This is a genomic window from Flavobacterium cupriresistens (genome assembly GCF_020911925.1).
GTDB lineage: Bacteria > Bacteroidota > Bacteroidia > Flavobacteriales > Flavobacteriaceae > Flavobacterium > Flavobacterium cupriresistens.
In genome coordinates, this window is the sequence record NZ_CP087134.1 from 1,885,297 (window position 1) to 1,911,840 (window position 26,544).

25 protein-coding genes and 2 tRNA genes are annotated in these 26,544 nt (G+C 34.7%); 14 read left to right on the top strand and 13 right to left on the bottom strand.

Going from position 1 to position 26,544, the window contains the following annotated elements; genetic code table 11:
- Positions 1–196: 196 nt before the first annotated feature.
- Complete coding sequence (locus LNP23_RS08400; RefSeq protein WP_230004552.1) at positions 197–1,285, top strand: glycosyltransferase family 9 protein; 1,089 nt, start codon at positions 197–199, stop codon at positions 1,283–1,285.
- A gap of 45 nt (positions 1,286–1,330) precedes the next feature.
- On the opposite strand, the gene LNP23_RS08405 is transcribed toward LNP23_RS08400, so the two are convergent.
- Together LNP23_RS08405 and sppA are read right to left on the bottom strand one after the other, a co-directional pair.
- A complete protein-coding gene (locus LNP23_RS08405; RefSeq protein ID WP_230004553.1) occupies positions 1,331–3,925 on the bottom strand; it encodes an AsmA family protein in 2,595 nt (864 codons plus the stop codon).
- A gap of 547 nt (positions 3,926–4,472) precedes the next feature.
- Entirely contained in the window at positions 4,473–6,230 is a 1,758-nt protein-coding gene (sppA, locus tag LNP23_RS08410) for a signal peptide peptidase SppA (RefSeq protein ID WP_230004554.1), read from the bottom strand.
- Between the two features lie 136 nt (positions 6,231–6,366).
- Here sppA and folK point away from each other — a divergent pair, with 136 nt between their 5' ends.
- Complete coding sequence (gene folK, locus LNP23_RS08415; protein WP_047773211.1) at positions 6,367–7,497, top strand: 2-amino-4-hydroxy-6-hydroxymethyldihydropteridine diphosphokinase; 1,131 nt, start codon at positions 6,367–6,369, stop codon at positions 7,495–7,497.
- 113 nt (positions 7,498–7,610) lie between these two features.
- Here folK and LNP23_RS08420 read toward each other — a convergent pair whose 3' ends face one another.
- Together LNP23_RS08420 and LNP23_RS08425 are read right to left on the bottom strand one after the other, a co-directional pair.
- Positions 7,611–8,147: an RNA methyltransferase gene (locus LNP23_RS08420; RefSeq protein ID WP_047773293.1), complete on the bottom strand. Its 537-nt coding sequence runs from the start codon at positions 8,145–8,147 to the stop codon at positions 7,611–7,613.
- Positions 8,148–8,224: 77 nt separating this feature from the next.
- Entirely contained in the window at positions 8,225–8,644 is a 420-nt protein-coding gene (locus tag LNP23_RS08425) for a DUF1573 domain-containing protein (RefSeq protein WP_047773212.1), read from the bottom strand.
- Positions 8,645–8,804: 160 nt separating this feature from the next.
- Between LNP23_RS08425 and mutS the strand changes: the two genes are divergently transcribed.
- From mutS to LNP23_RS08445, 4 genes are all read left to right on the top strand, one after another.
- Positions 8,805–11,411 carry a DNA mismatch repair protein MutS gene (gene mutS, locus LNP23_RS08430; protein ID WP_230004555.1) on the top strand — a complete coding sequence of 869 codons (2,607 nt, stop codon included), beginning with the start codon at positions 8,805–8,807 and terminating at the stop codon, positions 11,409–11,411.
- A gap of 149 nt (positions 11,412–11,560) precedes the next feature.
- Positions 11,561–11,633: transfer RNA gene (locus tag LNP23_RS08435), tRNA-Gly, on the top strand.
- A gap of 14 nt (positions 11,634–11,647) precedes the next feature.
- A tRNA-Leu gene (locus tag LNP23_RS08440) sits at positions 11,648–11,733 on the top strand.
- Between the two features lie 169 nt (positions 11,734–11,902).
- On the top strand, positions 11,903–12,298 hold the full coding sequence (locus LNP23_RS08445; protein ID WP_230004556.1) for a YegP family protein: 396 nt from the start codon (positions 11,903–11,905) through the stop codon (positions 12,296–12,298).
- Positions 12,299–12,804: 506 nt separating this feature from the next.
- Here the strand turns inward: LNP23_RS08445 and LNP23_RS08450 are convergent.
- The gene (locus LNP23_RS08450) at positions 12,805–13,029 is read right to left on the bottom strand and encodes a PG1828 family lipoprotein (RefSeq protein ID WP_017497763.1); all 225 of its coding nucleotides are present in this window, start codon (positions 13,027–13,029) and stop codon (positions 12,805–12,807) included.
- A gap of 348 nt (positions 13,030–13,377) precedes the next feature.
- The gene (locus tag LNP23_RS08455) at positions 13,378–14,607 is read right to left on the bottom strand and encodes a 3-deoxy-D-manno-octulosonic acid transferase (RefSeq protein WP_230004557.1); all 1,230 of its coding nucleotides are present in this window, start codon (positions 14,605–14,607) and stop codon (positions 13,378–13,380) included.
- A 138-nt stretch (positions 14,608–14,745) separates the two neighbouring features.
- Here LNP23_RS08455 and LNP23_RS08460 point away from each other — a divergent pair, with 138 nt between their 5' ends.
- The 7 genes from LNP23_RS08460 to LNP23_RS08490 all read left to right on the top strand — a co-directional run bounded on the left by LNP23_RS08460 (position 14,746) and on the right by LNP23_RS08490 (position 19,192).
- Positions 14,746–15,876, top strand: a complete 1,131-nt coding sequence (locus LNP23_RS08460; protein WP_230004558.1) for a DegT/DnrJ/EryC1/StrS family aminotransferase — start codon at positions 14,746–14,748, stop codon at positions 15,874–15,876.
- A 38-nt stretch (positions 15,877–15,914) separates the two neighbouring features.
- Entirely contained in the window at positions 15,915–16,928 is a 1,014-nt protein-coding gene (gene galE, locus LNP23_RS08465; RefSeq protein ID WP_230004559.1) for a UDP-glucose 4-epimerase GalE, read from the top strand.
- A 102-nt stretch (positions 16,929–17,030) separates the two neighbouring features.
- Positions 17,031–17,936, top strand: a complete 906-nt coding sequence (locus LNP23_RS08470) for a DMT family transporter (RefSeq protein ID WP_230004560.1) — start codon at positions 17,031–17,033, stop codon at positions 17,934–17,936.
- Between the two features lie 227 nt (positions 17,937–18,163).
- A complete protein-coding gene (locus LNP23_RS08475) occupies positions 18,164–18,358 on the top strand; it encodes a hypothetical protein (RefSeq protein WP_230004561.1) in 195 nt (64 codons plus the stop codon).
- Positions 18,343–18,669 (top strand): hypothetical protein, encoded by a 327-nt coding sequence (locus LNP23_RS08480; protein WP_230004562.1) that lies wholly within the window; start codon positions 18,343–18,345, stop codon positions 18,667–18,669. The genes LNP23_RS08475 and LNP23_RS08480 overlap by 16 nt, the downstream gene beginning before the upstream one ends.
- Positions 18,670–18,743: 74 nt before the next feature.
- Entirely contained in the window at positions 18,744–18,956 is a 213-nt protein-coding gene (locus LNP23_RS08485; protein WP_230004563.1) for a hypothetical protein, read from the top strand.
- The gene (locus tag LNP23_RS08490; RefSeq protein WP_230004564.1) at positions 18,944–19,192 is read left to right on the top strand and encodes a hypothetical protein; all 249 of its coding nucleotides are present in this window, start codon (positions 18,944–18,946) and stop codon (positions 19,190–19,192) included. The genes LNP23_RS08485 and LNP23_RS08490 overlap by 13 nt, the downstream gene beginning before the upstream one ends.
- A gap of 116 nt (positions 19,193–19,308) precedes the next feature.
- Here LNP23_RS08490 and LNP23_RS08495 read toward each other — a convergent pair whose 3' ends face one another.
- The 3 genes from LNP23_RS08495 to LNP23_RS08505 form a co-directional block, all read right to left on the bottom strand.
- Positions 19,309–19,992 (bottom strand): DUF4919 domain-containing protein, encoded by a 684-nt coding sequence (locus tag LNP23_RS08495; RefSeq protein ID WP_230004565.1) that lies wholly within the window; start codon positions 19,990–19,992, stop codon positions 19,309–19,311.
- Positions 19,993–20,104: 112 nt separating this feature from the next.
- A complete protein-coding gene (fabD, locus tag LNP23_RS08500; RefSeq protein WP_230004566.1) occupies positions 20,105–20,980 on the bottom strand; it encodes an ACP S-malonyltransferase in 876 nt (291 codons plus the stop codon).
- Between the two features lie 73 nt (positions 20,981–21,053).
- Positions 21,054–21,416 carry a hypothetical protein gene (locus LNP23_RS08505; protein ID WP_047773234.1) on the bottom strand — a complete coding sequence of 121 codons (363 nt, stop codon included), beginning with the start codon at positions 21,414–21,416 and terminating at the stop codon, positions 21,054–21,056.
- 95 nt (positions 21,417–21,511) lie between these two features.
- Here LNP23_RS08505 and LNP23_RS08510 point away from each other — a divergent pair, with 95 nt between their 5' ends.
- Positions 21,512–22,378 carry a helix-turn-helix domain-containing protein gene (locus LNP23_RS08510; RefSeq protein WP_230004567.1) on the top strand — a complete coding sequence of 289 codons (867 nt, stop codon included), beginning with the start codon at positions 21,512–21,514 and terminating at the stop codon, positions 22,376–22,378.
- 304 nt (positions 22,379–22,682) lie between these two features.
- Here the strand turns inward: LNP23_RS08510 and LNP23_RS08515 are convergent, their stop codons facing one another.
- The 4 genes from LNP23_RS08515 to LNP23_RS08530 form a co-directional block, all read right to left on the bottom strand.
- Positions 22,683–23,216: a YceI family protein gene (locus LNP23_RS08515; protein WP_230004568.1), complete on the bottom strand. Its 534-nt coding sequence runs from the start codon at positions 23,214–23,216 to the stop codon at positions 22,683–22,685.
- A gap of 119 nt (positions 23,217–23,335) precedes the next feature.
- Positions 23,336–23,566: a (4Fe-4S)-binding protein gene (locus LNP23_RS08520; protein ID WP_230004569.1), complete on the bottom strand. Its 231-nt coding sequence runs from the start codon at positions 23,564–23,566 to the stop codon at positions 23,336–23,338.
- A 174-nt stretch (positions 23,567–23,740) separates the two neighbouring features.
- Positions 23,741–24,457 (bottom strand): pirin family protein, encoded by a 717-nt coding sequence (locus LNP23_RS08525; RefSeq protein ID WP_047773241.1) that lies wholly within the window; start codon positions 24,455–24,457, stop codon positions 23,741–23,743.
- Between the two features lie 595 nt (positions 24,458–25,052).
- Positions 25,053–26,534: a helix-turn-helix domain-containing protein gene (locus LNP23_RS08530; RefSeq protein WP_047778314.1), complete on the bottom strand. Its 1,482-nt coding sequence runs from the start codon at positions 26,532–26,534 to the stop codon at positions 25,053–25,055.
- Between the last annotated feature and the right edge of the window lie 10 nt (positions 26,535–26,544).

Genomic DNA, 26,544 nt, shown 5'->3' on the forward strand with positions numbered 1-26,544 from the left:
TTCTGTTGGTGTTACTTGCTGTTTTTTCTGCGAAAAGCATGAAAAAGTTGATACATTTGATTACAATTTTATAATAATTACTTATTAGAAGATTTTTATTTTAGAGAACAAAACAATTTAGATTTGAACAGTTTCAAATTATAGTTGTTTTTCTTGAGTAAAGAGATGTTTTTTCTAATACGTAAATTATATAGTTATGAGTGTTTTAACTGCCATAAATGTTTTCAGAAGGCGCGTAATGCACAGTCTGACTAAGAATGTTGGGAAATCAAAAAGAGACTTAGATATTGTTTTAGTAGATAAAACAGAAATAAAACGAATTTTGATTTGCAGACCCAATGCACGACTGGGAAATCTTTTATTGATTACGCCACTGGTTCAGGAAGTCTCAGAAATGTTTCCAAATTGTAAAATCGATTTATTTGTTAAAGGACCGCTGGCGCCAATTATTTTTAAAAACTACGATACGGTCCATAAAACAATTCATTTACCTAAAAAACCTTTTAAAAGTTTACTGAAGTACTGTAAAGTCTGGATTTCGATAAGAAGACAGCCCTACGATATGGCGATCAATGTAGATCAGAATTCTTCGTCGGGACGTTTGGCGATCATTTTTTCAAGAGCAAAATATAAATTCTACGGAGATTTAAGTGATCAGCAGCAACATCAGCATGTAAAAAGTGATTATGAACATATTGCGAAGTATCCCGTTTATAATTTCAGGAACTACTTAACAAAACTGGGATTAGCAAAAAGCAACAGCATAATTCTGCCTTTAGATCTGAAATTAACACAGCCTGAACTCAAAAAAGGCAAAAAGACGCTAAAGAAAATAGTAGACGGTAGTTCGAAAAAAACAATTTGTTTGTTTACCTATGCTACCGGGACAAAATGTCTGTCACAAGACTGGTGGATGGATTTTTACCAAACGCTTAAACAGCAATACGCAGACTATACCATAATCGAAATCTTGCCAATTGAAAATGTCTCACAGATTGGTTTTGAAGCGCCATCATTTTATAGTAAAGACATTAGAAAGATTGGAGCAGTAATAGCAAATGCAATGGTTTTTATAGGAGCCGATAGTGGTGTGATGCATTTAGCAAGCTCGGTTCAGACCCCGACAGTAGGTTTGTTTTCGGTCTCAGATCTTAAAAAATATGAGCCTTATGACAACAGTAGCATTGGAGTTGATGTTACTACTTGTTCCCTAAAGGATTATTTTAAAATATTGAATGGAATTTTAAATAACGGAAAGCTAAAAGCTTATTCAAAAGCCGTTTAAGGATAAAAAAAAGGTCAATCGCGAGATTGACCTTTTTTACATTATTTAGTTTTTCTTCTTAAACAACCCGTTCAACAAGTCGCCTGCTTTTTTGGTAACTTCCTGAGTCTTTTTCTCTTTTTCAGTTGCCGCAGCTTTCGTTGTATCTTTAGATTTTGTGTTTTTATTAATCAAATCCGTAAGAGCTGATGTACCTTTTTGGGTCAGTTTGTCTTTCTGTTGATTCACTAATTGAGTTGTCAAACTGGTAACGGCGCTTTTCATATCGGTTGTTACCTTCGGATTAGAGAAATTACCGGTAATCATGGCATTCACAGGAATATTATCCAGTTTTGCGGCATCTGCAGGAGACATTTTAGCAATCAATGCGTTTGCTTCACTTCCTAAATATTTAGCCGGAACATCTAATTTTAGATTGTAATTCATAGTTTGGTCAAAACCGTGCGTTCCTCCAACTGTGATTTTGATATCCTGGTATTTAATGTCAAATGGTTTTACATTTACTTTTCCGTTTTCAAAAGTCAAAGCCATTTTCAAATCATTTAAATTCAATTTGCTTGCGTCAAGGAATTTGATGTTTGAAGTTAAGGAATTTAATACCGTAGAATTTTTAGCATTTAGTGTACTCGAAAGCAACTGCCCCAGTAAATCTCCCGAAATTGATTTTAAGTCCGGAGTTAATTCTTTGGCATCTAAATTTCCGTTTAGTTTAATCGTAGAATTTAATTTTCCGTTGATGATTCCTGCCAGAGGAGCAATTTTTTTCATCATGTCCAATTGCGTAAAAGTCTGAGCAATATCTACTTGATTAAAACCTAAATTCATGTCAAAAGTAGGTACTTTGGATTTGGTGGAAACCGCTCCGTTTAATCCAATTGTTCCTCCGAAAATAGACGTTTTAAAGTTTTCTAAAGTTGCTTTTTCGTCTTTAACAATCAATCTTCCCGAAACATCTTTTAGTTTTAAATTATCGTATAAAACTGTAGTTGCTTTTGCGTTTAGGGTACAATTTAAAAACGCGGGAATCTTCATCGCTTCGGTAGGTTTTGCTTGCGTCGTGGCTGTTGCCGGCTCGCCCGAAGTCATGAAATCATCAACAGCAAGTTGGTTAGAACTCATGTTGAAGTTTCCTCTAAGTTCTTGTTTTTTGAACATAAAACCATAGAAGTTTTCCAGAACTCCGTTGATGCTGATATCGCTTTTTCCTGTAGTAGCATCAAATTGTTTAAGGTTGATTTTACTTGGATTAAATTCGACCAAAGCCGTACTGATGTTCATTGATTTGTTGTTTTCATCCGTATACTTAAAACCGGATAAACGCATTGTTCCTGCATTTTTGATGTTTTGATACTGGCTTTTCTCTACAGAAGCCATATCAAAATTGGTAGTTACATCTGCTTTTAAAATACCGGCCAAAGGTTTGTCTAATTTGATTGGATAGGCTTTTGAAAGGTTAGCCAAGTTAATCGTTCCTTTTAGAGCCGCATCTACAATCGGATTTACTGTTATGTTTTTTATATTGGCTTTTGCGCTAAAAACATCCTGGTCAATTCTAAAAGAAAGTTTGTCTAAATTAACATAAGTGTCATTTAAAATCCCTGTTTCATTGATGATTTTGGTGTCAATTACAATGTTCTGAACCGATTTTGGCAAGTTCGGATATTGAAAAGAAGCATTGTTTGAGGCAATTGCAATATTGAATTTTGGTACCGTTGTCTCGGTTAATTCTCCTTTTGCAAAACCAGTGACAGTAAAGTCTCCCGTAGTTTTTACACCGTCTAAACCAGCAGCATAAGCAGAAGGAATTAAACCTAAGAAGTTCGTAAAGGAAGAAGTAGGTGTTTTAAATTTTAAATCATAAATCTGACCCGCTTCAACCATTTGAATGAATCCGTCAAATTCCAGTGGCAATTGGTTAATTAAAGCTTTGTTTTCTTTAAAAGTGTATTTGCTTTTCTCTAAGTCAATGCCAAGAACAGCATCTAAAGTCAGAGATACTTTATTCATGAAATTGGTTTTATCCATGTCTAAAGAAACTTTTGCAGTAGATTTGGTAGTCAAATCCAGTTTTGAGTTGGTGAAGTCACCAGTTCCTTCGTGATTTAAACTGTCAATTACCATTTTAATCTTAGAACCCTGATCAATGTATCGAAAAGTAAAATTCTCGATTTTGTAGTTTTGAATTTTTAAAGCAAGAGGTTTTCCGGCTTCTGTTTTTTCTGTTTTTTCTTTGTTTTTTAAAGCAATATCAAAGTTCCCGACTCCGTCTTTGTTAAAAATAATATTGATTAAACCATTTTCAGAACTAATTCCCTCGATGTTTAAAGGTTCCTCTTTTCCTTTGAAAAGTTCTTTGATGCTCATCTTTAGATTTAATTTACCTAATGATACCAAAGTGTCTCCTTCAAAAGGGGCTTTGTTGATGATAACTAATTTATCAATTCCAACAGTGGCATTCGGAAAGTTTCGGAACAAACTTAAATCAGCATCTGCAAAACTCACTTTGGCGTCTACACTTTCGTTAATGGCTTCGGAGATTTTTGCTTTAATCTGATCTTTAAAAAAGTAGGGAATGGCGAATAAGGCGGCAATAAATACCACGAGGACAATGGCTGAGATTTTTAAAATTTTCTTCAACATAATTAATTGTAAGTTTGAGGTTTACGATTCTGATTTGAGATGTACTATACTTGCAAAAATAGACTTTTATACTTGAGTTTATTTGAAAATTTTCATAAAAAACAATAGCCTGCCGTCGATCGAATTTCGATTAAGGCAAGCTATCAAAAAAAAATAAATTAATTTTCTATGTTTTTAATACTTTATCAAGGGCTGATTTTGATCTTACTAGGATGCTGTAATTTTCGGCTAAAATAGATAAGATGACAGGTTAAAGATGTTAAGTAGAAATTAACTTTTGGTTAATTAAAATAAACAACCCGCCTGAGTTTGTCTCAGACGGGTTGTGTTGATTTTTATTCTTTTTGACCTTGCTTGCAAAAAATGGAATTACTACTGTTTAATATGTAGAAAGATAGATTCAAAAATAATGCTCAGAGATGTTTCAGGAAAATCACCTTTCTTTTTCGAATAGTCTATGTGATTTATTTTAAGTGAAACGTCTTTTTGAGACTATGCAAACTATGATTCTATGTGTTGAAAAATGAATATATGCAACAAGTTTCTTTTATTGAATGTTGATTCCGTAAGGCAACATAGCCTGAACTCCTTTTTGTTTTTGGAATCTTTTTACCTGTTCTAAAATCCTGTAATTTTCCTCACCAATTTCTTCTTTTATGAAAGCTTCTTTTGATTTTGCAAAAGGCAGGCCGGATAATAAATCGTCAAATGATTTTTCGTACTCCGGATAATTCTGTGTGCTGTATGATTTTATTTTAGCAATTTTAGCAGCTTCTGCAATAGCGGCGTTTAGTCCGCCAATTTGGTCAACCAAACCAATTTTTATAGCCTCACTACCGGACCACACTCTTCCCTGAGCGATCGCATCTACCTGAGCAAAAGTCATTTTTCTACCCTCAGCTACGCGTGTTACAAAAGTTTTATAGATGTTTTCTACACCTTCTAAGGTAAAGGCTTTAAAGTTTTCGTCTAATGGCACAAACGGACTGTAATTGGCTGAATTTTCGTGTGTTTTTACTTGTTCAGTATTAATTCCTAATTTAGTCGCTAAGGGCGTAAAATTGGGTAATACTCCAAAAACTCCAATCGAACCGGTTATTGTATTGCTCTCAGCAAAAATTTTATTTGCGTTACAAGCAATGTAATATCCGCCGGATGCCGCGTAATTACCCATAGATACTACAATAGGTTTTACTTTTTTGGTAATTTCAATTTCTCTCCAGATCAAATCAGAAGTCAAAGCACTTCCGCCCGGACTGTCAATTCTAAGAACAATAGCTTTAACGTCTTTGTTTTTTCGGGCTTCCTGCAAAGAACGACGCATGGATCCTTCACCAATTACCGTAACATCACCTTCGCCGCTTTGAATTTCGCCTTGAGCGTAAATAATAGCAATCTGATCACTAGAGGTATTCGCTAAAGCTGTTGTAATGTTATTTTGTGTGTAGTCTAAGATCGAGATTTTGTTGTACTCTTCATCATCAGCAACTTTTAATGCTTTTTTGATGGCATTATGGTAAACATCTTCATAAGCGATAATGTCAACTAAATGTTGTGCTTTGGCCATTTCCGGTGTTCTTGCTAAGAGACCGTTTGCAATTTCATTTAGTTTGGCTACCGGTATATTTCTGCTTTTTGAGATGTCGTTAGAAACCGTTGACCAGATCGAATTTAAAAGAGCGGTTACTTGCTCTCTGTTAGCATCGCTCATTTTGTTTTCTAAAAAGGGTTCAACAGCACTTTTGTATTTTCCGTGGCGTATCACTTCCATGTGAATACCGGATTTGTCCTGAAAATCTTTAAAAAACATGATTTCAGACGAAAGACCTTTAAAATCTAAATCTCCCGCAGGGTTTAGATAAACCGTATTGGCAACGGAGTTTAAATAATATTCTTTTTGAGAGTAAGTATTAGCATAAGCCCAAACAAATTTACCTGACTTTTTAAATTTTTCAAGCGCATTCCTTAAATCTTTACATTGCGCAAGTCCCAACGAAGATTGATCGTTTAAGATTGAAATACCTTTAATATTATCGTCAGCTTCAGCGGCTTCAATGGCGTTAATAACATCACTTAAACCAACATCTTTTTGGTCTGAAAAAACGGTAACCCAAGGGTCTTTGTATTTTCCGGCATAGTCATTTCTGATTTTTCTCAGATCTAATTCGATAACAGAATCAGCTTTGGCAGAAACGGTTTCGCTTCCTCCAAAAATAGCTCCAATTAGAAGTACTCCAAAAAAGAATAGCATAATGAATACAAAAATACCAATCACAGTGGCAATTACATTTCCTAGAAATTTCATAAATATGTTTTTTTAATAAGTAGCGATAAGAGGCAATATGTTACAAGTTTTAAAAACAAGTTCTGAATTAAATTGAGAACTCGTTTTACAAATATATTGTTAATTCTAAAATAGTTTTAGTTAATTTGCATTTATTATGAAATCACAGCATCAGGTCGTATTATCTATAGGAAGTAACGAAGGAAATCGTTTAGCAAACATCGAAGATTGTATTCGTTTGATACATCAGGAAGTAGGGACCATAATTCAGGTTTCAAAGCTATATGAAACACCTGCCTGGGGTTTTGAAAGTGATGCTTTTTATAATTGTGCTCTTATTTTACACACCAATGCTTCTGCACAGAAAGTACTTAATCAGGTGCTGAAAGTAGAAAAACAATTAGGACGCATCCGTGGAAATCAGGAAGGATATCAAGCCCGTACGATTGACATTGATCTGATTGTTTTTGACGATGAAATTATTGAGTCGGAAAAACTTCAGATTCCGCACCCGTTAATGCAAAACAGAAAATTTGTATTGCTGCCCATGCAGGATTTGAAATTAGATTGGAAACATCCTGTTTTTCAGAAAACCATATCCGAATTAATTGCAATTACACCGGACGATAGTGTTTGTACTGTTGTTCAGGATTTGAAAAACCCGTTGGGAGATATTCCGCTTGAGAAGTTTAATTATATTGCTTTTGAAGGCAATATCGGGGCAGGAAAAACGACTTTATCACATAAAATAGCGGAAGATTTTAATGCTAAAACCGTTTTAGAACGTTTTGCAGACAATCCGTTTTTGCCTAAGTTTTATAAAGATCAAAACCGATATGCTTTTCCGTTAGAGATGTCTTTTCTGGCAGACCGATACCAGCAGCTATCAGATGATTTGGCTCAATTTGATTTGTTTAAAGATTTTGTGGTAGCCGATTACCATATTTTTAAATCGCTGATTTTTGCCAAAATCACACTTGCTGAAGATGAATATCGTTTGTACAGAAACTTATTTGATATTATCTACAAAGAAATGCAAAAGCCCGATTTGTATGTGTATTTGTATCAGAATACAGGCCGATTGCTGGAAAATATCAAACGACGCGGACGAAATTATGAACAAAATATTTCGGCCGAATATTTAGATAAAATCAATACCGGTTACTTGGATTATATTAAATCACAAACAGATTTAAATGTTCTGATTATTGATGTCTCAGACCGTGATTTTGTAAAAAAACACGAAGACTACCTTTTTATTCTCGATGAAATACGCAAGAAGATCTAAAATTAGATAATGTGGCAATTTGATAATTTGATAATTATTCTGAACGTGGTAAACAGGGCAATTATCCAATTAACACATTTTCAAATTAACACATTATCAAATTGCCACATTATCTATTTCGGCCAGCTAAGTTTTTGGAACAAATCCCAGACTACAATTCCGGCACTTACAGAAATGTTTAAAGAGTGTTTGGTTCCCAATTGCGGAATTTCGATGCAGCCATCGCAAAGAGCAACAGCTTCCTGAGCAACTCCGTAAACTTCATTTCCGAAAACCAAGGCGTATTTTTGATCTTTCTTTACTTCAAAATCCTGAAGAAAAACAGAGCTTTCTACTTGTTCGATGGCAAGCGTCAGTACGTTTTCTTTCTTTAAGTTTTCAATAACCTCCAATACATTTTCATGATGTTCCCAAGCTACAGTTTCGGTAGCGCCAAGAGCGGTTTTGTGAATTTCTTTGTTGGGAGGAGTAGCGGTAATACCACACAGGATTATTTTTTCAATCAAAAAAGCATCAGCGGTTCTGAATACAGATCCTATATTGTGTAAACTGCGAATATCATCCAATACTAAAATCAGCGGTGTTTTTTTGGATTCTTTAAAATCTTCAATTGATTTTCGGTCTAGTTCACTATTTTCAAGTTTTCTCATTTGCATTGCATTCAGGTCATAAAAAAAGCCTCCAAAGATAAGGAAGCTTTTTCGATTATTTTAAATTGTTTTTCAGATTAGCTTTTAACCGGATCTGGTAAAACAGTACCTTTAATGGTAAGTACTTTTGTTGGTTGTCCTTCAGCATTAGAAGTAACCGTTACCGTTTTTGTAAAAGCACCAACTCTGTCAGTAGCATATTTTACACCGATAGTACCTTTTGCACCCGGAGCGATTGGCTCTTTTGGTGAAGTTGGTACCGTACAACCACAAGATCCTTGTGTGTTCGTAATGATAAGTGGCTTGCTTCCGTTGTTTACAAAAACAAACTCACGTTTTCCATCTGCATTGTGAGCGATAGTTCCGTAGTCAATTGTTTCAGTTTCGAAAGCCATTCCAGCTCCTTCAACTTTAGCTGCTTTTTTCTTAGTACTTTGAGCGTTAGAAGCTGTAATTCCAACTACAGTCAACATTGCGATTAAAATTATTTTTTTCATCTTTTTTAGGGTCTTATTTAATTAGTAACAAATCTAGATAAAATTCTTATATGTGCGCTTAAAAAAAGCTTAAAATATTTTAATTTTTGAAGCTCTTCGATATTTCTTTAAAATAGCATAAATTCGCTGTCATAAATTTTTTCATTTAAAATACAATAATTTGGCAGCGAAAGAGAAAGTGGTGAAGGAAACACCCTTAATGAAACAGTACAATGAAATCAAGAGAAAATATCCTGATGCCTGTTTGCTTTTCAGAGTAGGAGATTTCTACGAAACCTTTGGAGAAGACGCCATCAGAGCTTCTAAAATTCTGGGTATAACACTAACAAAAAGAGGTGCGGGTTCTGAAACCGAAACAGCTTTGGCAGGGTTTCCACACCATTCTATTAATACCTATTTGCCAAAATTAGTAAAGGCAGGACTTCGTGTAGCAATTTGCGATCAGTTGGAAGATCCTAAAATGACTAAAACAATCGTGAAACGTGGCGTTACCGAATTGGTGACTCCGGGTGTTTCTTTAAACGATGAGGTTTTACAGTCAAAAACAAATAACTTTTTGGCCTCTGTTTATTTTGCTAAAAACAGTATCGGAGTTTCTTTTCTGGATGTTTCCACGGGTGAATTCTTAGCAGCGCAGGGAAATGCAGAGTATATTGATAAATTATTGCAGAACTTTAGTCCAAGTGAGGTTTTAGTTCCAAAGAATAATAAAAATGATTTTAAGGAGGCTTTCGGAGAGACTTTTCATAGTTTTTATCTGGAAGACTGGATTTATAAAGAAGATTATGCTTTAGAGACCCTTACCAAGCATTTTCAAACCTCTTCACTAAAAGGTTTTGGGATTGAAGAGTTAAAAGAAGGGATTATTGCTTCGGGAGCGGTGTTGTATTATTTGTCGGAAACACAACACAACCGCGTACAGCATATCACAACAATTCAACGAATCGCAGAAGACGCTTATGTTTGGATGGATCGTTTTACCATTCGAAATTTAGAATTATACCACAGTTATAACCCAAATGCAGTTACGCTTCTGGATGTTATTGACAGAACCCTTTCGCCAATGGGAGGACGTTTGTTGAAACGTTGGTTGGCACTTCCTTTAAAAGATAGTACTAAAATAAAAGACCGTCATGAAGTGGTTTCTTATTTGAAATTAAATCAGGAAGTCCTGCAAGACATTCAGTATCAAATCAAACAGATTTCAGATTTGGAGCGTTTGATTTCAAAAATAGCAACAGGGAAAATTTCACCACGCGAGATTGTGTATCTTAAAGAATCGCTGGATGCTATCATTCCAATCAAAACTTTGGCACTTGATAGTCCTCAGGAAGCGGTAAAAGTAATTGGAGACAGTTTGCATGCCTGTGATTTGTTAAGAGAAAAAATTAAAACTACTTTAAATCAGGATGCGCCTGTTGCCGTGGCAAAAGGAAATGTAATTGCAAAAGGCATCAGTGAAGAATTAGATGATTTAAGAGCGATTTCAACCTCCGGAAAAGAATATTTAGAAGGTATTGAAAAAAGAGAATCAGAGCGCACAGGAATTTCTTCGTTGAAGATTTCATTCAATAATGTTTTCGGATATTATATTGAAGTTCGAAATACACATAAAGATAAAGTGCCGACAGAATGGATTCGTAAACAAACCTTGGTAAATGCAGAGCGTTATATTACCGAAGAATTAAAAGAATACGAAACAAAGATCTTAGGTGCAGAAGAGAAGATTCATAAAATCGAAACGGATCTTTTTGAGAAGTTGGTTTCCTGGATTTCGACTTATATAAAGCCGGTTCAGATGAATGCTTATTTGGTGGCGCAATTAGATTGTTTGTGTTCGTTTACGCAACTTGCTATAGAGAATCAGTATGTATGTCCTGAAATTGATGAGACTTTTGAGTTGGAAATTAAGAACGGTAGGCATCCGGTTATCGAGAAACAATTACCGGTTGGAACGCCTTATATAGCCAATGATGTTTTCTTAGACAGAGAAACACAACAGCTTATTATGATTACGGGACCCAATATGTCTGGTAAGTCGGCTATTTTGAGACAAACGGCTTTGATTGTATTGCTGGCTCAAATGGGAAGTTTTGTTCCGGCAGACAGTGTGAGAATGGGGATCGTGGATAAAATTTTTACCAGAGTAGGAGCATCGGATAATATTTCGATGGGAGAATCGACTTTTATGGTAGAGATGAATGAGACGGCTTCTATTTTGAATAATATTTCAGATCGTAGTTTGGTGTTGCTTGATGAAATTGGTAGAGGAACCAGTACGTATGATGGTATTTCTATTGCGTGGGCCATTGCAGAGTTTTTGCATGAGCATCCGGCAAGACCAAAAACGTTATTTGCGACGCATTACCACGAGCTAAATGAAATGACGGAATCATTGCCGAGGATTCAGAATTATAATGTGGCAGTAAAAGAATTAAAAGATACCGTTCTTTTTGTTAGAAAGCTTGTAAAAGGCGGTAGCGCACATAGTTTTGGTATTCATGTAGCGAAAATGGCGGGAATGCCGCAAATTGTTATTTTGAAAGCGCAGAAGTTATTGAAGAAATTAGAGAAGAATCATTCCAGCGATGCTTTAAACGGAATCAAATCCGGAGAAGAAGAAATGCAAATGAGTTTCTTTAATTTAGATGATCCTTTGTTAGAAGAGATAAAAGAAGAAATTATGGGGCTTGATATCAACGCGATCACACCGGTTGAAGCGTTAATGAAGCTTAATGAGATTAAAAGAATGTTAGTGAAAAAATAATTTCATATTTAAAGATTAGGTTATCAGAAAGTTATAAAATAAGTGAAAAATATTTTCAAAAAACGCTTGTATAACTCAATAAATGTCCTAAATTTGCAACCGCAATACAGAACAAGTCAAGTATTGCGGTTCTTATTAGAATGTGAAATGCGAAAATAGCTCAGTTGGTAGAGCGCGACCTTGCCAAGGTCGAGGTCGCGGGTTCGAGCCCCGTTTTTCGCTCAAAACCATATAATGCTCGGATGGTGAAATTGGTAGACACGCTGGACTTAAAATCCAGTGAACAGCAATGTTCGTGCGGGTTCAAGTCCCGCTCTGAGTACTAAAGCCTCTTCTTTTGAAGAGGCTTTTTTTATGGTCTAAACTCATGTCTTTTAAACGTGAGATGATAAAGTGATTTTTTGTATATCCGGTAATCTAAATTCGGTAATCAAAAATCAAAGTCAGCAATCAATAATCTAAAATTTAAAATCTAAAATCAACAATCAAAAATGGGTGCCTTTGTAATTAGTAAGCGGTTTAACGACGAGTATAAATTTGTTTTTACTTCGAGAAAGGGAAAAGTGATATTTACGAGTTTGAGTTATGAATTGAAGTTTGAGTGCGAAGAAGATATTGAGAAATTTAAAGCAAATATGGATCAGGCTAAGTTTTTAAAATTTAAAGGCTCAGGAGGAAAGTATTTTTTTAAATTGATGTTAGGGGAGCTTCATTTTGCGACAAGCCGTAAATACACGACAGAATTGCTTTTGCAGAAAGGAATCAAGGAGATTGTTACGTACGGCTCACGATCTGAGATTTTGGACTTCTCATCAAGTGAATCGATTTTCGAAGACGAAGAGGAGGGGGAGGAAGCGGTTTTGGATGAAGAGATGATGGAGGGGTAAAATTCCAAAATTTTGAAATTCCAAATTCCAACTTTTGAAACTGTTTTTTAAAAAAAGGGGCTTGTTTTTGTCATTTCGACGAAGGAGAAATCGCACGCGTAACTCGACAAAGATTTTTCTTTCCTGAGTGGAAATGTTATTGTGATTTCTTGTGCCGAAATGAACAAGATTGTTGGAAAATAGGGCTTGTAGATCTGTATTGAAAATAGTTAATAGTAGTGGTGTGGTGTTGGATTGAATGAAGGGGTGTTTTTAAAGGTAGGTTCCTCTATAGTGATTTGAGAAATATATATAACAAAAAAAGGATTAAAGATCTAATACGGTCTTTAATCCTTTTTTGTTATAAGGTGTTCTTGTTTTATTTTAAAATTCAAAGCGAAGCTTGGAATTCAAGATTTGGAATTTGGAATTTCAAAATGTTGGAATTTCCAAGAACCTTGGTTTCTGGGTATAAAAAAAAGCTATCTGTTAAAAGATAGCTTTTTAATTTTTTGAGTAATTTAGAATTACTTTTTAGCAGGAGCAGCAGCTTCTTCAACTTTTGCAGCAGCTGAATCAACTTTTGCAGCAGCAGAATCAACAGTTGCAGCAGCAGAATCAACTACAGCAGCAGCAGAATCAACAGCAACAGCAGTAGAATCTACAGCTTCAGTAGCTGCAGCGTCAGCTTTTTTACAAGATACAACAGTTAAAACAGCAACAACAGCTAAACTTAAAAATACTTTTTTCATCTTACTTTATTATAAAAGGTTAATTATTAATTCGTGGCAAAGATATAAATTTTTTAATATGTAAAATATTTTTTTATTTTTTTTTTAAAATATTTTCATCGCTCACGATTATCTTAATTATCAAAAAATATGCCAAAATAGTTAAATTGTGTTGTATTGTGGTATATTTTGCGTAAATTATCGATCGCTGCATATTCAATAAGAAAAAGGGCGCTTTTTATGGTCTTCATTGTGGTTTATTTTACTTTTTGATGATTATTTAATAATCGCCAAATAGATTGATGCCCTTTTTTGAAAGTATTTTTTATGATTTACGACTCAAAATTTAGTTTTTGTTAATCGGAGTTGTTACGAAACGATTTCCATAACGCTGTTTGTAGCTCCTTTATTGTCCTGAATAAACGACTTACAGATTTGTGCTTTTTCTTTATAATAAGTTTCGTCCGAGATCAAACGATCCAGATTTTGTTTTAGCTCCTCTTTGTTGTTGATAACGGTACAGCCTCCAAGCGTTACCAATTGTACAGCCTCGGCAAAATTAGCGTAGTTTGGACCAATCACAATTGGAATGCCAAAAGTAGCCGGTTCTAGAATGTTATGAATGCCTGGGTTTCCAAATCCACCTCCTACGTAGGCAATCGTTCCATAACTATATATTTTAGTCAATAAGCCTATTGTGTCAATAATAAAGACATTATAAGTAGGTAGGTCGCTGTTTTCTTTTTCAGAATATAGGACAGCTGATTTCGTAATTTGAGCTGTGAGGCTCGCAATCTGATCTGCTTTTATATTATGTGGGGCAATAATGAACTTTACATTTTCAGGAGCCTGATTGATGTATTCGGCTAATAAGGCTTCGTCTTTTGGCCATGAACTTCCGATAACAATTGTGGTTTGATTGTTTTTGAAATTTTCAATAAAATCAAGCGTATTGTCTCTTTCTAAAATAGCATTCACTCGGTCAAAACGAGTGTCACCGGAAACAATCACATTGTGGAAGCCAAGAGCTTCTATCTTTTCTTTTGAACTTTGATTTTGTACAAAGAAGTAAGTAAATGTTTTTAAAGCTTCACGATAAAATCCGCCATACCATTTAAAAAACATCTGACTGTCTCTGAAAATTCCGGAAACTAAATAAGTAGGTGTTTTGTTTTCTTTGAGTTCTTTCAGGTAATTAAGCCAGAATTCATATTTGATAAAAAATACCAGTTCGGGATGTGCTAGTTTTAAAAAACGTTTAGCGTTGCTTTTGGTGTCTAAAGGCAGGTATAAGGTAACATCTGCTACTGTGTTATTTTTACGCACTTCGTATCCGGAAGGGGAAAAGAAGGTAACAATGATTTTGTGTGAAGGGTATTTTTCTTTGATTTTTTCAATAACAGGAAGGCCTTGTTCGTACTCTCCAAGAGAGGCAGCGTGAAACCAGATTGTTCTGTCTGTGGGTTTTATCTTTTCTTCCAATATCGTGAAGACGTTTTTTCTTCCCTCTGTAAAAAGCTTAATTTTCGGACTAAATAAGGAAACAATTTTCAGAAAAAACGTAGCAAGATAAACGACTAAATTGTATAGAAAAAGCATGTGTGTAATTTTGGTGCTAAAATACGTTTCTTTCCATTATTTTTCATTGTTTGAAGGTATTAAATAACTATTTTTGTTCTTCGTTTTGAAGATTGAATTCCAAAAACAAATCTTAAGTTTTAAAATAAAGAAAGATAAATGAAAAAAATTCAAATGGTTGACTTAAAGAGTCAATACGAGAAAATAAAAACTACAGTTGATGCTTCGATTCAAGAAGTTTTAGATACAAATACTTATATAAACGGACCATTAGTTCATCAGTTTCAAAAAAATCTGGAAGACTATTTAGGTGCAAAACACGTAATTCCTTGCGCAAACGGAACCGATGCCTTGCAAATTGCGATGATGGGATTGGATCTTAAACCGGGAGATGAGGTTATTACAGCAGATTTTACCTTTGCTGCAACAGTTGAGGTGATTGCTTTGTTGCAATTGACTCCGGTTTTGGTTGATGTTGATATGAATAATATGAACATTGATATCGAAGCGCTTAAAAATGCAATTACTCCAAAAACAAAAGCAATTGTTCCGGTACATTTATTCGGACGTGCTGCTAATATGGATGCGATCATGGAAATTGCTGCTGAGCACAATTTATATGTAATTGAAGACAATGCGCAAGCAATTGGAGCGGATTATATTTCTAAGTCAGGAGTAAAAAGCAAAGTTGGAGTAATTGGTCACGTGGCTGCTACTTCATTTTTCCCGTCTAAAAACTTAGGTTGTTACGGAGATGGTGGAGCGATTTTCACAAACGATGATAAATTGGCTCACATTATCCGCGGAATCGTAAATCACGGAATGTACGAGCGTTACCACCACGATGTTGTGGGTGTGAATTCACGTTTAGACAGTATCCAAGCTGCTGTTTTAAATGCGAAATTACCTTTATTGGACGAATATAATACAGCACGTCGTTTGGCTGCAACAAAATACAACGCTGCTTTTGCAGGGAATAAAAAGATTATAACTCCGGAATTTGATGTGGATCAAAACGATCACGTTTTTCATCAGTATGTTTTAAGAGTTATTGATGCGGACCGTAATGGTTTAATGCAACATTTGTTGGACAAAGGAATTCCTTGTGCGATTTACTACCCAATTCCTTTGCATTCACAAAAAGCGTATGTTGATGTTCGTTATAAAGAAGAGCAGTTTCCTGTTACCAATCAATTAGTACAGGAAGTAATCGCTTTACCGATGCATACAGAATTAGATGACGAACAGATTAAATTTATTACCGATAGTGTTATTGAATTTTTGAAATAGAGTAAACTTAATTATTAGCCATATAAAATAACCACAAAATGAAAGTATTAGTAACGGGAGGTTTAGGATTTATCGGATCACATACAGTAGTCGAATTGCAAAATGAAGGCTTTGAAGTTGTAATAATTGATGATCTTTCTAATTCTTCAGAAGATGTTTTAAAAGGAATTGAGAAAATTACGGGAAAACTTCCGCTGTTTGAAAAAATAGATTTACGGGAGAAGTCCAAAGTTCAGGATTTCTTTAAAAAACACAATGACGTTACTGGGGTTATTCATTTTGCGGCTTCAAAGGCAGTGGGCGAGAGTGTTGAAAATCCACTTTTGTACTACGAAAACAATATCAGCACTTTGGTGTATTTGTTACAGCAATTGGAACAAAAACCGGAGGCAAGTTTTATTTTTAGTTCTTCTTGTACGGTTTACGGTCAAGCCGAAAATATGCCGATTACAGAAGATGCTCCTGTCCAAACCGCAATGTCTCCTTATGGAAATACCAAGCAAATAGGAGAAGAAATCATAACAGATACGGCTAAAGTAACGAATATCAGTGCTATTCTGTTGCGCTATTTTAATCCGGTTGGAGCTCACGCTTCGACAGAGATTGGAGAGTTGCCAATTGGAGTTCCTCAGAATTTAGTGCCTTTTATCACACAAACCGGTATCGGATTGCGTCAGGAGTTATCTGTTTTTGGAGATGATTATCCAACGACGGACGGAACGGCGGTTCGAGATTATATTCACGTGGTTGATTTGGCAAAAGCACACGTTATTGCTTTACAGCGTTTATTCAATAAAAAGAATCTGTCTAAAGTAGAGACTTTTAATTTAGGAACAGGAAAAGGAAGTTCTGTCCTTGAAGTGATTAATAGCTTTGAAAAAGTCAGTGATAAAAAATTACCTTATAAAATTATGCCACGCCGCGAGGGCGATATCACAGAGGCTTATGCAAATACAGACAAGGCAAATAATGTTTTGGGATGGAAAGCACAGTTAACGTTGGACGAAGCCATGGCAAGCGCCTGGAAATGGGAACAAAAAGTACGATCATAATGGTGTAAAGATGCACTACAGTGCATCTACATTGAAAAAATCCCAAATTATCGAAGTGTAATTTGGGATTTTTTTTATTTAAAAAAAAGGCATTTAATTATCATGAAACAAAATTTAGATTATAAGTTAATTTTTGCCTTAGCAACGGTTGGAGTTGTTTGGGGCACCACATTTTTAGGAATTAGGGTTGCTGTAGAAACAATCCCGCCCTGGTTTGTAACCTCTATTCGTCAAGGATTGGCGGGACTGATGATTATGACCGTTTTATTGTTTAAAAAAGAACTGAAATGGATTGGCTGGGAAAATTTAAAACACCAGTTGGTTCCATCTGTATTAATGATTGTAATTGCAAACGGATTTACAACCGTTGCCGAACAGACTTTACCCAGCGGACTGGCGTCTGTGATTAGTGCCATGTCGCCAATACTTATTTTTATAGGTAGTATTTTGTTTGGATTGCAAAAAGCCAGTTTAAAAGGCTTCGTTGGGGTTATAATCGGATTTTCGGGAGTTGTTTTTATATTCAAAGAAGGACTCGGGTCGTTTTTAGATGCAGATTATAAAATCGGAGTGCTGTTTATGGGGCTGGCAATTTTAGCTTGGGCAGCCGGAACGATTTATACCAAAACGCACGCTTATAAATCGGGTAATATTGCACTCAATTTGTTTTATCAGTTTACGATGGCTTCTTGTATACAATTGGTTTTAGCTTTTATTTTTTCACCAAATCCAGATATAAGCTTGTGGAGTTCAAGAAGTATTTTTGCTTCTTTATATCTGTCTGTTTTTGGGTCTGTAATTGCTTTTCTCTGTTATAATTATGCTTTAAAACGTGTTACAGCCGTGCAAGTTTCTATTTTGTCTTACATCAACACAATTATAGCTGTTTTTCTGGGTTGGTTGATTTTAGATGAAAAAATCACCGTTGATTTTATCATCGCTACGGTGCTTATTATTTTAGGGGTTTTTATTATTAATTATAAGAAGAAAGAAAATCACATAAAATAAAAAAGGAATACAAATAGAAGACACGCCGCATCCGTAGAGATGCACCGCAGTGCATCTTCACCACATTTGTAGAGACGCACTGCATCTGTAGAGGCGCATTTGTAGAGACGCACTGCAGTGCGTCTCTACGGTCAATAACAAATAGAGATCAAAACCATACATTTATAAATTGGAATCTTTTGGTTCGATTAGTTTGTTGTAAATTTATTGCAATAAAAAAAAGGATCATGAATGCGAAGAAAAAACAAATAAAAGACAATAAAGTCGAAGAACCAGTAGTAGAATATGAGGTTCAGAAATCAGAATTTAAAGGAATAGACAGAGATACTTTTGATTTTGATGCTGAGTTTGCAAAGGGGTTGACTCCGGAGGAAGCAAAGGCAGAATCAATTAAGAGAATTAGAGAGTGGTGGGGAAAATAGAAGTTGTTTTTACACGAGGCGTTATTCGATATCTTGATAATTTAGTTGTTACGTTGTATGAAAAAGAGTATTTCGGCTCTGTAGATGCAGCAGAAAGATATGTTTCTAATATCTACGATGCTGTTCCGGAAAAAATACAAAAGGGTCTACACAAGAAAACGCCAACAATGCTTCGGTATTTAGGTTCTGATTATATTTTTTGTAAAACTAATTCTCGTACAACTTGGTATGTTTTTTTTGAAAAGAGTAAGCAAAATTATTTGATTACAGGTATCCTGAATAATTATTGTATTGAAGCAAAAAATCTGTAGAAATATAAATTTCCAATTGATTAATCGATAATTTGGTATATCTTGATTTAGTTGATTTGTTATAAATGGATTAGATGAAATTTTTTATTATGAATGCGAAGAAAAAACAAATAAAGGACAATAAAGTTGAAGAACCAGCATTAGAATATGAGGTTCGGAAATCAGAATTTAAAGGAATAGACAGAGATACTTTTGATTTTGATGCCGAGTTTGCAAACGGGTTGACTCGAGAGGAATTTAAAGAGGAAATGTTTAAGAGAATAAAAGCATATCCTTGGGGAAAATAATTTTTGAGAACAATGTTCTTGAGTGTTTTGATCATTTGGTTTTTTTGCTTTTTGAAAAAGAATATTTTGGTTTTCCTCAGTCTGCACAGAAATATGTGGATGAAATTGTCGCTTTTATTGTTTCTGGGATTTCAAGTTTTCCGCATAAGAAAACGCCAACAATGCTTCTGTATTTAGGTTCTAATTATATTTTTTATAAAACTAATTCTCGTACAACTTGGTATGTTTTTTTTTGAAAAGAGTAAGCAAAATTATTTGATTACAGGTATCCTGAATAATTATTGTATTGAAGCAAAAAATCTGTAGAAATATAAAATCCCAAATGATCAAATTCATTTGGGATTTTTTAATTTTAAAAACCTTTTGTTTTAATATGATTTAAGCAAGGGCTAATATCAAAGTAAAAACCAGGAATATTGTATTTGTTCTCTGCTAATTTGAGGTAATCATAATGCTCGATTAAACTTTGTTCTCCACCAAATTGAAAACCAATCATATTAATCAAGTCGTATTCATTTGAGGTGTTAATTACATAAAAAGCGGATTCTTTACTAGTTCCGTTTCCGGTGCTAAGAAGGGCTTCCATTATAATGTTTGTTTTGATTACGTTCAGCTTCGATTCAGCTTCTTTGTTTAGTTTTTTAAATGCATAAGATTTGTAATTCAATGGTCTTAAATCAAATGGATTTTCTTTCAGATTTAAATCGGAGAGCTCAATAATCTTTTCGAAGTCTTGATTGGTTAAGTTTTCTTTATTGATTAAAGTGTTTAAAGATTTTTTATCATCTGATACAGAATAGGGGGTATATTTTTCCTGAAAAACAAATCCATAAAACAAATGTCTTTTTTGCTCAAGTGTCATTGTAGAGTCAGAAACATTGAATTTTTCAAGCAAATTGGGATAATAATAGACGGATTTTTTATCTTTTATATTGGACTCTATTTCTTTGTAATTTGGGGCAACAAATTTAGGTGACTGAGAAAAGCCTGCTAGGCTAAAAAATAAAAAGACCGCGGTTAGAAGTGCTTTTTTCATAATTAATGGTTTAGTTTGGATGAAAAAGGTAAAGATTTTAGAAATATAAAATCCCAAATGAATTTGATCATTTGGGATTTTTTGATTTTTATTTCAAGCTGAAAACTAAAAATTAAGCATTAGCAGTAACTGCTTCTTTGTCAATTTTAGTAATTAAACCGGCTAATACTTTTCCTGGTCCAACTTCAGTAAATAAAGTAGCACCGTCAGCGATCATTTGTTGTACCGATTGTGTCCATTTTACAGGAGCAGTCAATTGAATGATCAGGTTCTTTTTGATTTCATTGGCATCAGAAACAGCGCTAGCTGTTACGTTTTGATATACCGGACAAATTGGCGTTGCGAATGTTGTGGCTTCAATTGCAGCAGCTAATTCTTCTCTTGCCGGTTCCATCATTGGCGAGTGGAATGCTCCTCCAACAGGTAAAATCAAAGCACGTTTTGCTCCCGCAGCTTTCATTGCTTCACAAGCTTTTTCAACAGCCGTGGTTTCTCCTGAGATTACTAATTGCCCAGGGCAGTTGTAATTTGCAGCTACGACAACACCGTCAATAGAAGCGCAAACTTCTTCAACAACATTGTCTGCTAAACCTAAAACGGCAGCCATTGTAGAAGGTGTAATTTCGCATGCTTTTTGCATCGCAAGAGCACGTTGAGAAACTAATTTCAGTCCATCTTCAAAAGATAATGTTCCATTAGCTACCAATGCAGAAAATTCTCCTAAAGAATGTCCTGCAACCATTTCCGGTTTAAAATCTTCGCCTAAAGTTTTGGCTAAAATAACCGAGTGTAAAAAAACGGCAGGTTGTGTTACTTTTGTTTCTTTTAGTTCTTCGGCAGTACCTTCAAACATGATATCTGTAATTCTGAAACCTAAAATTTCATTAGCTTTTTCGAATAATTCTTTGGCTAAAGCCGATGTTTCATATAAGTCTTTGCCCATTCCTGTAAACTGTGCGCCCTGACCTGGAAATACGTATGCTTTCATTTGTCTAATTTAAAGATTGAATTTTTTTGGAATTGAAAATTAGTTTCAATTGAAAGGCAAAAATAACATTTTTTTAGCTTGTATAGTCCTTAAACATATAAATCCATAATAATCTGGAAAAACGAAGGTTGAAAAATGATAAAGAAGTAATTACAACCGCAATGATGGGAATAATTCTCAGATCAAATGTTTTTTCAAAGAAAAATTGTGCAATACAGTAAGTAGCAATTCCTTGCGCAACCGTCAATCCGTAATTTACATACATCGCACCAAAAAAGTAGCCTGGCTCTTTTTGGAACTTATAATTACAATGACCACAGTATTCATTCATTTTTGGAAAACCGATATTTAGGAATATGTTTTTGTCTTTGAATACTTTTCCTTTATGACAATTCGGACATTCATTTTTCAGAATATGGACTAGTGTACTTGACATGATTTTGTTGTTTTTTATTTATACAAAGGTATTTTAGATTCTATTGAAACCTTTTTTATATCTTCGCTACTTATAGCACAATAAAGACATTTGTTATGAAAAAATACCCTGTTTATAGCGTTCAGAATTTTAGTTGTAACGATGTTCACCGTGATTTTTATGTCAATACTTTCAAGGAACATTTAAAAAGTCACAGTTTCGTAGAAGAGCCGCATCGTCACGATTCTTATTTAATGGTTTTTTTTACTAACGGTTCGGGAATTCACGAAGTTGATTTTGATCGTTTTGAAATAAAAAAGGGTAGTTTGTTTGTTTTGCAACCCGGGCAAATGCACCATTGGAGTTTGTCGGAAGATATTGAGGGGTATGTGATTATCTTTTCACAGGAACTTTATAATCTGTATTTCGGACAGAAAAAGATAAACGACTACAACTTTTACAATTCGATTCTCAATCAGCCGGAAGTTCTTTTTGAAGGGGAAGAATCATCTAAAATCCTGCCTTATTTTAATCTGCTGATTCAGGAAAACAATCAAAATCATAGATTGCAATTAGACAAGATGCTCAATTTGTTGGATTGTATTCATATCGAAATTGCCCGTAAATACGGTGAAACTTACTCACGTCAGGCGCATTCGTATAATGTTAAAATTAGTGCTTTCGAGGTACTTCTGGAAAAGTATTTTAAAACTCAAAAATTGCCTTCTTTTTATGCGGATCAATTGCATATTACTTTAAAACATTTGAACCGAATATGTAACGAGATTTTGCAAAAAACAGCAACCGAAGTAATTATGGATCGCGTAATTCTCGAAATAAAAAGAATGCTGATCGATAAACAATTAGCTGTAAACGAGGTGGCATATGCTGTTGGTTATGAAGACTACTCTTATTTTTCGAGAGTATTTAAAAAACAAACCGGAATCTCTCCGACGGAATTTAGGAATAATACAGGACGTTGATTTTTTGACACGAATTACACGAATTGTCACGAATTGATTCGTTGGTTGTGGTTTTTTATTGCGCAAAGATTGTCATTTCGAAGAATGAGAAATCACATCCAATATTCCGCAAACTGTGCGTGAATTTGTAGTGTGATTTCTCATTCTTCGAAATGACAAAAAAGAGGGTGTTTACCACGAATTTCCTGAAGTAACAAGAATTAAATTTTAGTTTCTCAGTTTACAATTAGTGAAAATTTGTGTCAAACAAAAAGCCCTGTACTTCTTAGAATACAGAGCTTCTCATTAATCAGATTAATTCAAATTATGCTTGTTTTGCCAATTGAATTTCGATGTTTAATTTAACTTCTTCTCCAACCAATACACCACCGGTTTCAAGGGCAGAATTCCAGTTTAGTCCCCAATCTTTACGATTGATTTTTCCTTCGATATTTAAACCTACTTTTGTATTTCCCCAAGGATCGGTCATGATACCGCTAAATTCTACCGGAAATTTTACTGTTTTAGAAACTCCTTTGATGTTTAGATCTCCTGTGATCTCATATTCACCATCATCAACTTTTTTAAAGGAAGAAGATTTGAAAGCTAATTTTGGATGGTTTTCAACATCAAAAAAATCGCCGCTTCTTAAGTGTCCGTCTCTGTCTGCATTTGCTGTATCAATTGAAGCGATGTCTGCGGAAAAAGCGATATCTGCATTTTCGAAATTCTCGTCATCAGTTGTAACGGTTGCATCGTAAGTTCCGAATTTACCAGAAACATTTGTAAACATCATGTGTTTTACTTTAAAACCAATTTGTGAATGTGTTGGGTCAATAGACCATTTTGTAGTTGCCATAATTTTATTTTTTTAAATTGTAATAGTTTCATTTTGATAAGGCAAAGTTACGCTGAGAGTAAACGAAGGGCACTTAACCTAGATTAAGAAATGAAAACAATAGATTAAGTTTTTGATTATCAGTCTTTATTGTTCAGGTAAAAAGTCAAAGCTCCGGATGGACATTTGTTTACGGTTTCAATAATTTTTTTAGTGGTTGAATTTTTAGCTTGTATCCAGGGCTTTTCTTTTGGGTGAAAAACATCGGGATTATTTTTTACACAATTGGCAGAATGAATACATTTTCCGGATTGCCATACGATAGTTACTTCACCATTCGTATATTCTTTTGTAAGGTCATTTGGATCCATAATTGAGCATTTTAGAGTGGTTATTTCTACTTTGTTAAAGACCGATCAGTTTCTACTATAAATTTAATCTTTCTTTCGGGCTTTATGAAATTTTGGATAAAAAATCAAGAGGTAATAAATTGAAATTCAAAATATTACCTCTTGATATGAGAATTTGTTTATTACTTATGTGAATTAATAATTCATCGGAATTTCCATTAAAAGAAACTCAGCATCAGTATTTGCTTTGATGTTTAAAGTCTCAAAATCGGTTATTCCAAGAGCGTCACGGGAGTTTAATTCCTGTCCGTTGATGGTTACATTTCCTTTTAAGATAAAAGCATAAACGCCATTTCCTTCTTTTTTCAAATGATATTCTGTTGCGATTCCAGCGTCAAAGTTGGCCATATGGAACCAGGCATCCTGGTGAATCCAAACTCCAGCATCGTCTGCATTTGGAGATAAGATTTGTTGTAATTTGTTATGTCTGTCCTCTACATTCAAAGAGATTTGTTGATAACGTGGATCAACATTTCTTTGGTTTGGAAACAACCAGATTTGCAACAATTTAGTCTGCTGATCCGCATTCGGATTAAATTCACTGTGTTGTACTCCGGTTCCCGCACTCATTACCTGAATATCACCATTTTTGATGATTTCGGTATTACCCATACTGTCTTTGTGTGCTAAATCACCTTCCAACGGGATAGTGATGATTTCCATATTGTCGTGTGGGTGCGTTCCAAAGCCCATTCCGCCTGCAATCGTATCATCGTTCAAAACACGCAATGCTCCAAATTGAACTCTTTCCGGATTGTACCAGCTTGCAAAACTAAAACTGTGATACGCATTTAGCCATCCGTGATTTGCATTCCCTCTTGTTTCTGCCTTGTGTAATACTATATTTTCCATGATGCTATGTGTTTTGTTATTTTTATAGTACAAATTTACGACGGACATAGATGAAATGTACTTAATGTAGATTAAGAAAAGGTTTTGAGGTTCTGAGTGGCTAAGGTTCTGAGTTTTTTTTTTGGGGGGGGAGGTTTAATGGGGGTAGAGGCACAAAGGTTCTGAGGAGGGGAACTTTGCGACTATGTGTAATAAGAGTGAAGAGTAATTTTAATTTGTCATTTCTGAGCGAAGTTGAGAAATCACACTAGAAACTCCGTACGGTTTGTTATCCTGAGGAACGATGAATCTGTGTTTGCTGGATCGATACTGTTGAGCTACACTTTACGGATTATCTCGTGAAGATACTTCGTTCCTCAGTATGACAAATTTGCGGAAAATTGAAACGGAGTTTCTAGTGTGATTTCTCATTCTTCGAAATGACAAGGTGCGAGAAAATCTAAAATCAATAATCACAATCTAAAATCAATAATCTTCAATCAACAATCTTCAATCAACAGTCTTCAATCAACAGTCTTCAATCAATAGTCTTCAATCAATAGTCTTCAATCTAAAATCTAAAATCTGCAATCTAAAATCAGCAATCTAAAATCTTTTAGCTATACTGCGTGATATACTGCTGCACAACGGCATCCGTATCTTCATGGCGTTTCTTTTTCTCTAATGCAATAGGAGGGGAAGCTCTTTCCAGGCAATCTTTTACGGCACAAGTTTCGCAGGTTACGCCTACGATTTGTTTGGTGAGTGGTTTTCCGTCGATGAATTTGAATTTCTTTTTCATCGTTGGATTGATCAAAATACCAACAGAAATACTTCTGATGCAATTCTCAACAAACGGATCTTTTGTAGCGGAAGAAAAAACCAAATACTCATTTCCGCTATTCGCATAACTCGAAATCTGAGCATCAAAAAAGTGAGGTTTGTTTTGTCTGATTGCTTCGTCAATCGTTTTTACCGAAACCCATCTTCGGCAGTAATGCTCATTGGTTTCGTTTGCGTGTGGTTCCTGCTGATTGGTAATGTGCAGTTCTTTTTTTATCTGATAAAAATCAGAACCAATTTTATGAGATAATCTTAGGAAGAAGAGATTCTTCAGATGAAAGTCTTTCGGTAATAAATTGGTTAATCGCTGGTAAAAAGATTCCGGTGAAACTTCGAAACTTTCAATTAAAGCTACAAACTGTTCCGGTTTAGGTTGTTCGTTATTTAAGAATGCATTGATTTTGTCTACCACCAATTGTCTTGGTAGCAATAAAGCTCCGGCAAAGTACGAAGCATAAAAATTATGGAGCACCTGATCGAAATTATCAAATTTAATCCAACTGAAAGTCAGTAATCTGTCGGATAGATTTAAATAATTGTAGGCTATTTCTTTGGCAAGTATAAATGCTTTTTGTGGGTCGTCAATTTCTGTGGAAAGTAATAATGTTTTGCTTTTTGGAACATAAATGGAACGTAAATCGCCCAATGCTTCCTGATCAGTAAAAGCAATTTCTTTTATAGTGTATTCGTATTCTTCTTTTAGAATCGCTTGTAATTCTTCAATACTGATCTTAGTATCCAAATTGATTTGAAAGGATTTGGAGAAAGCGATTACCTTATTTTCTAGATCTTCAAAATAATTACTGTGCGCTTCCTGATACGAACGCAAAGCAGCTAAAAAGAAACTTTCACGACTTAAATTATAATGTTGTGCAATTTCAATTATGGTACTGATAAAGGCGTTGACTTTTGCCGGAGCATTCGCAATAATATCAATTAGATCCGCTTCCTGGATTCCAAAAAGCTCTAAAGGAATCTCTTTTAAAATACCGGATTTTAAAATTTCACCAATCGGAGCGAGGTTGTTGTCGAGTTTTAAAGAGACCATTTGGTCGTAAGAAACATCGAGATGCTCGCATAAAAGTAAAATTTTATCGGTTTTGGGATATTTTTTTCCCTTTTCAATTTCGTTTAAATACGATTTTGAAAGGTTGGTCAATTTGGCTAAGCCAAAAAGCGAAAGGTTCTTTTGGGTGCGGACCTGCTTGAGTTTTAGCCCAAAAATCAGCTTTATATAGTCTTTTTCGATATCCATAGTATCAAAT

Excerpts from the sequence above, each read along its gene's own strand:
- galE (WP_230004559.1), top strand. The coding sequence starts at position 15,915 with ATGAAAGTATTAGTAACGGGAGGTTTAGGATTTATCGGATCACATACA.
- LNP23_RS08505 (WP_047773234.1), bottom strand. The coding sequence starts at position 21,416 with ATGTCAAGTACACTAGTCCATATTCTGAAAAATGAATGTCCGAATTGT.
- LNP23_RS08425 (WP_047773212.1), bottom strand. The coding sequence starts at position 8,644 with ATGAAAAAAATAATTTTAATCGCAATGTTGACTGTAGTTGGAATTACA.
- LNP23_RS08485 (WP_230004563.1), top strand. The coding sequence starts at position 18,744 with ATGAAATTTTTTATTATGAATGCGAAGAAAAAACAAATAAAGGACAAT.
- LNP23_RS08400 (WP_230004552.1), top strand. The coding sequence starts at position 197 with ATGAGTGTTTTAACTGCCATAAATGTTTTCAGAAGGCGCGTAATGCAC.
- LNP23_RS08460 (WP_230004558.1), top strand. The coding sequence starts at position 14,746 with ATGAAAAAAATTCAAATGGTTGACTTAAAGAGTCAATACGAGAAAATA.
- LNP23_RS08530 (WP_047778314.1), bottom strand. The coding sequence starts at position 26,534 with ATGGATATCGAAAAAGACTATATAAAGCTGATTTTTGGGCTAAAACTC.
- LNP23_RS08450 (WP_017497763.1), bottom strand. The coding sequence starts at position 13,029 with ATGAAAAAAGTATTTTTAAGTTTAGCTGTTGTTGCTGTTTTAACTGTT.
- LNP23_RS08495 (WP_230004565.1), bottom strand. The coding sequence starts at position 19,992 with ATGAAAAAAGCACTTCTAACCGCGGTCTTTTTATTTTTTAGCCTAGCA.
- LNP23_RS08510 (WP_230004567.1), top strand. The coding sequence starts at position 21,512 with ATGAAAAAATACCCTGTTTATAGCGTTCAGAATTTTAGTTGTAACGAT.
- LNP23_RS08420 (WP_047773293.1), bottom strand. The coding sequence starts at position 8,147 with ATGAGAAAACTTGAAAATAGTGAACTAGACCGAAAATCAATTGAAGAT.
- LNP23_RS08445 (WP_230004556.1), top strand. The coding sequence starts at position 11,903 with ATGGGTGCCTTTGTAATTAGTAAGCGGTTTAACGACGAGTATAAATTT.
- LNP23_RS08515 (WP_230004568.1), bottom strand. The coding sequence starts at position 23,216 with ATGGCAACTACAAAATGGTCTATTGACCCAACACATTCACAAATTGGT.
- fabD (WP_230004566.1), bottom strand. The coding sequence starts at position 20,980 with ATGAAAGCATACGTATTTCCAGGTCAGGGCGCACAGTTTACAGGAATG.
- LNP23_RS08405 (WP_230004553.1), bottom strand. The coding sequence starts at position 3,925 with ATGTTGAAGAAAATTTTAAAAATCTCAGCCATTGTCCTCGTGGTATTT.
- LNP23_RS08520 (WP_230004569.1), bottom strand. The coding sequence starts at position 23,566 with ATGGATCCAAATGACCTTACAAAAGAATATACGAATGGTGAAGTAACT.
- folK (WP_047773211.1), top strand. The coding sequence starts at position 6,367 with ATGAAATCACAGCATCAGGTCGTATTATCTATAGGAAGTAACGAAGGA.
- LNP23_RS08525 (WP_047773241.1), bottom strand. The coding sequence starts at position 24,457 with ATGGAAAATATAGTATTACACAAGGCAGAAACAAGAGGGAATGCAAAT.
- LNP23_RS08475 (WP_230004561.1), top strand. The coding sequence starts at position 18,164 with ATGAATGCGAAGAAAAAACAAATAAAAGACAATAAAGTCGAAGAACCA.
- sppA (WP_230004554.1), bottom strand. The coding sequence starts at position 6,230 with ATGAAATTTCTAGGAAATGTAATTGCCACTGTGATTGGTATTTTTGTA.
- LNP23_RS08455 (WP_230004557.1), bottom strand. The coding sequence starts at position 14,607 with ATGCTTTTTCTATACAATTTAGTCGTTTATCTTGCTACGTTTTTTCTG.
- LNP23_RS08470 (WP_230004560.1), top strand. The coding sequence starts at position 17,031 with ATGAAACAAAATTTAGATTATAAGTTAATTTTTGCCTTAGCAACGGTT.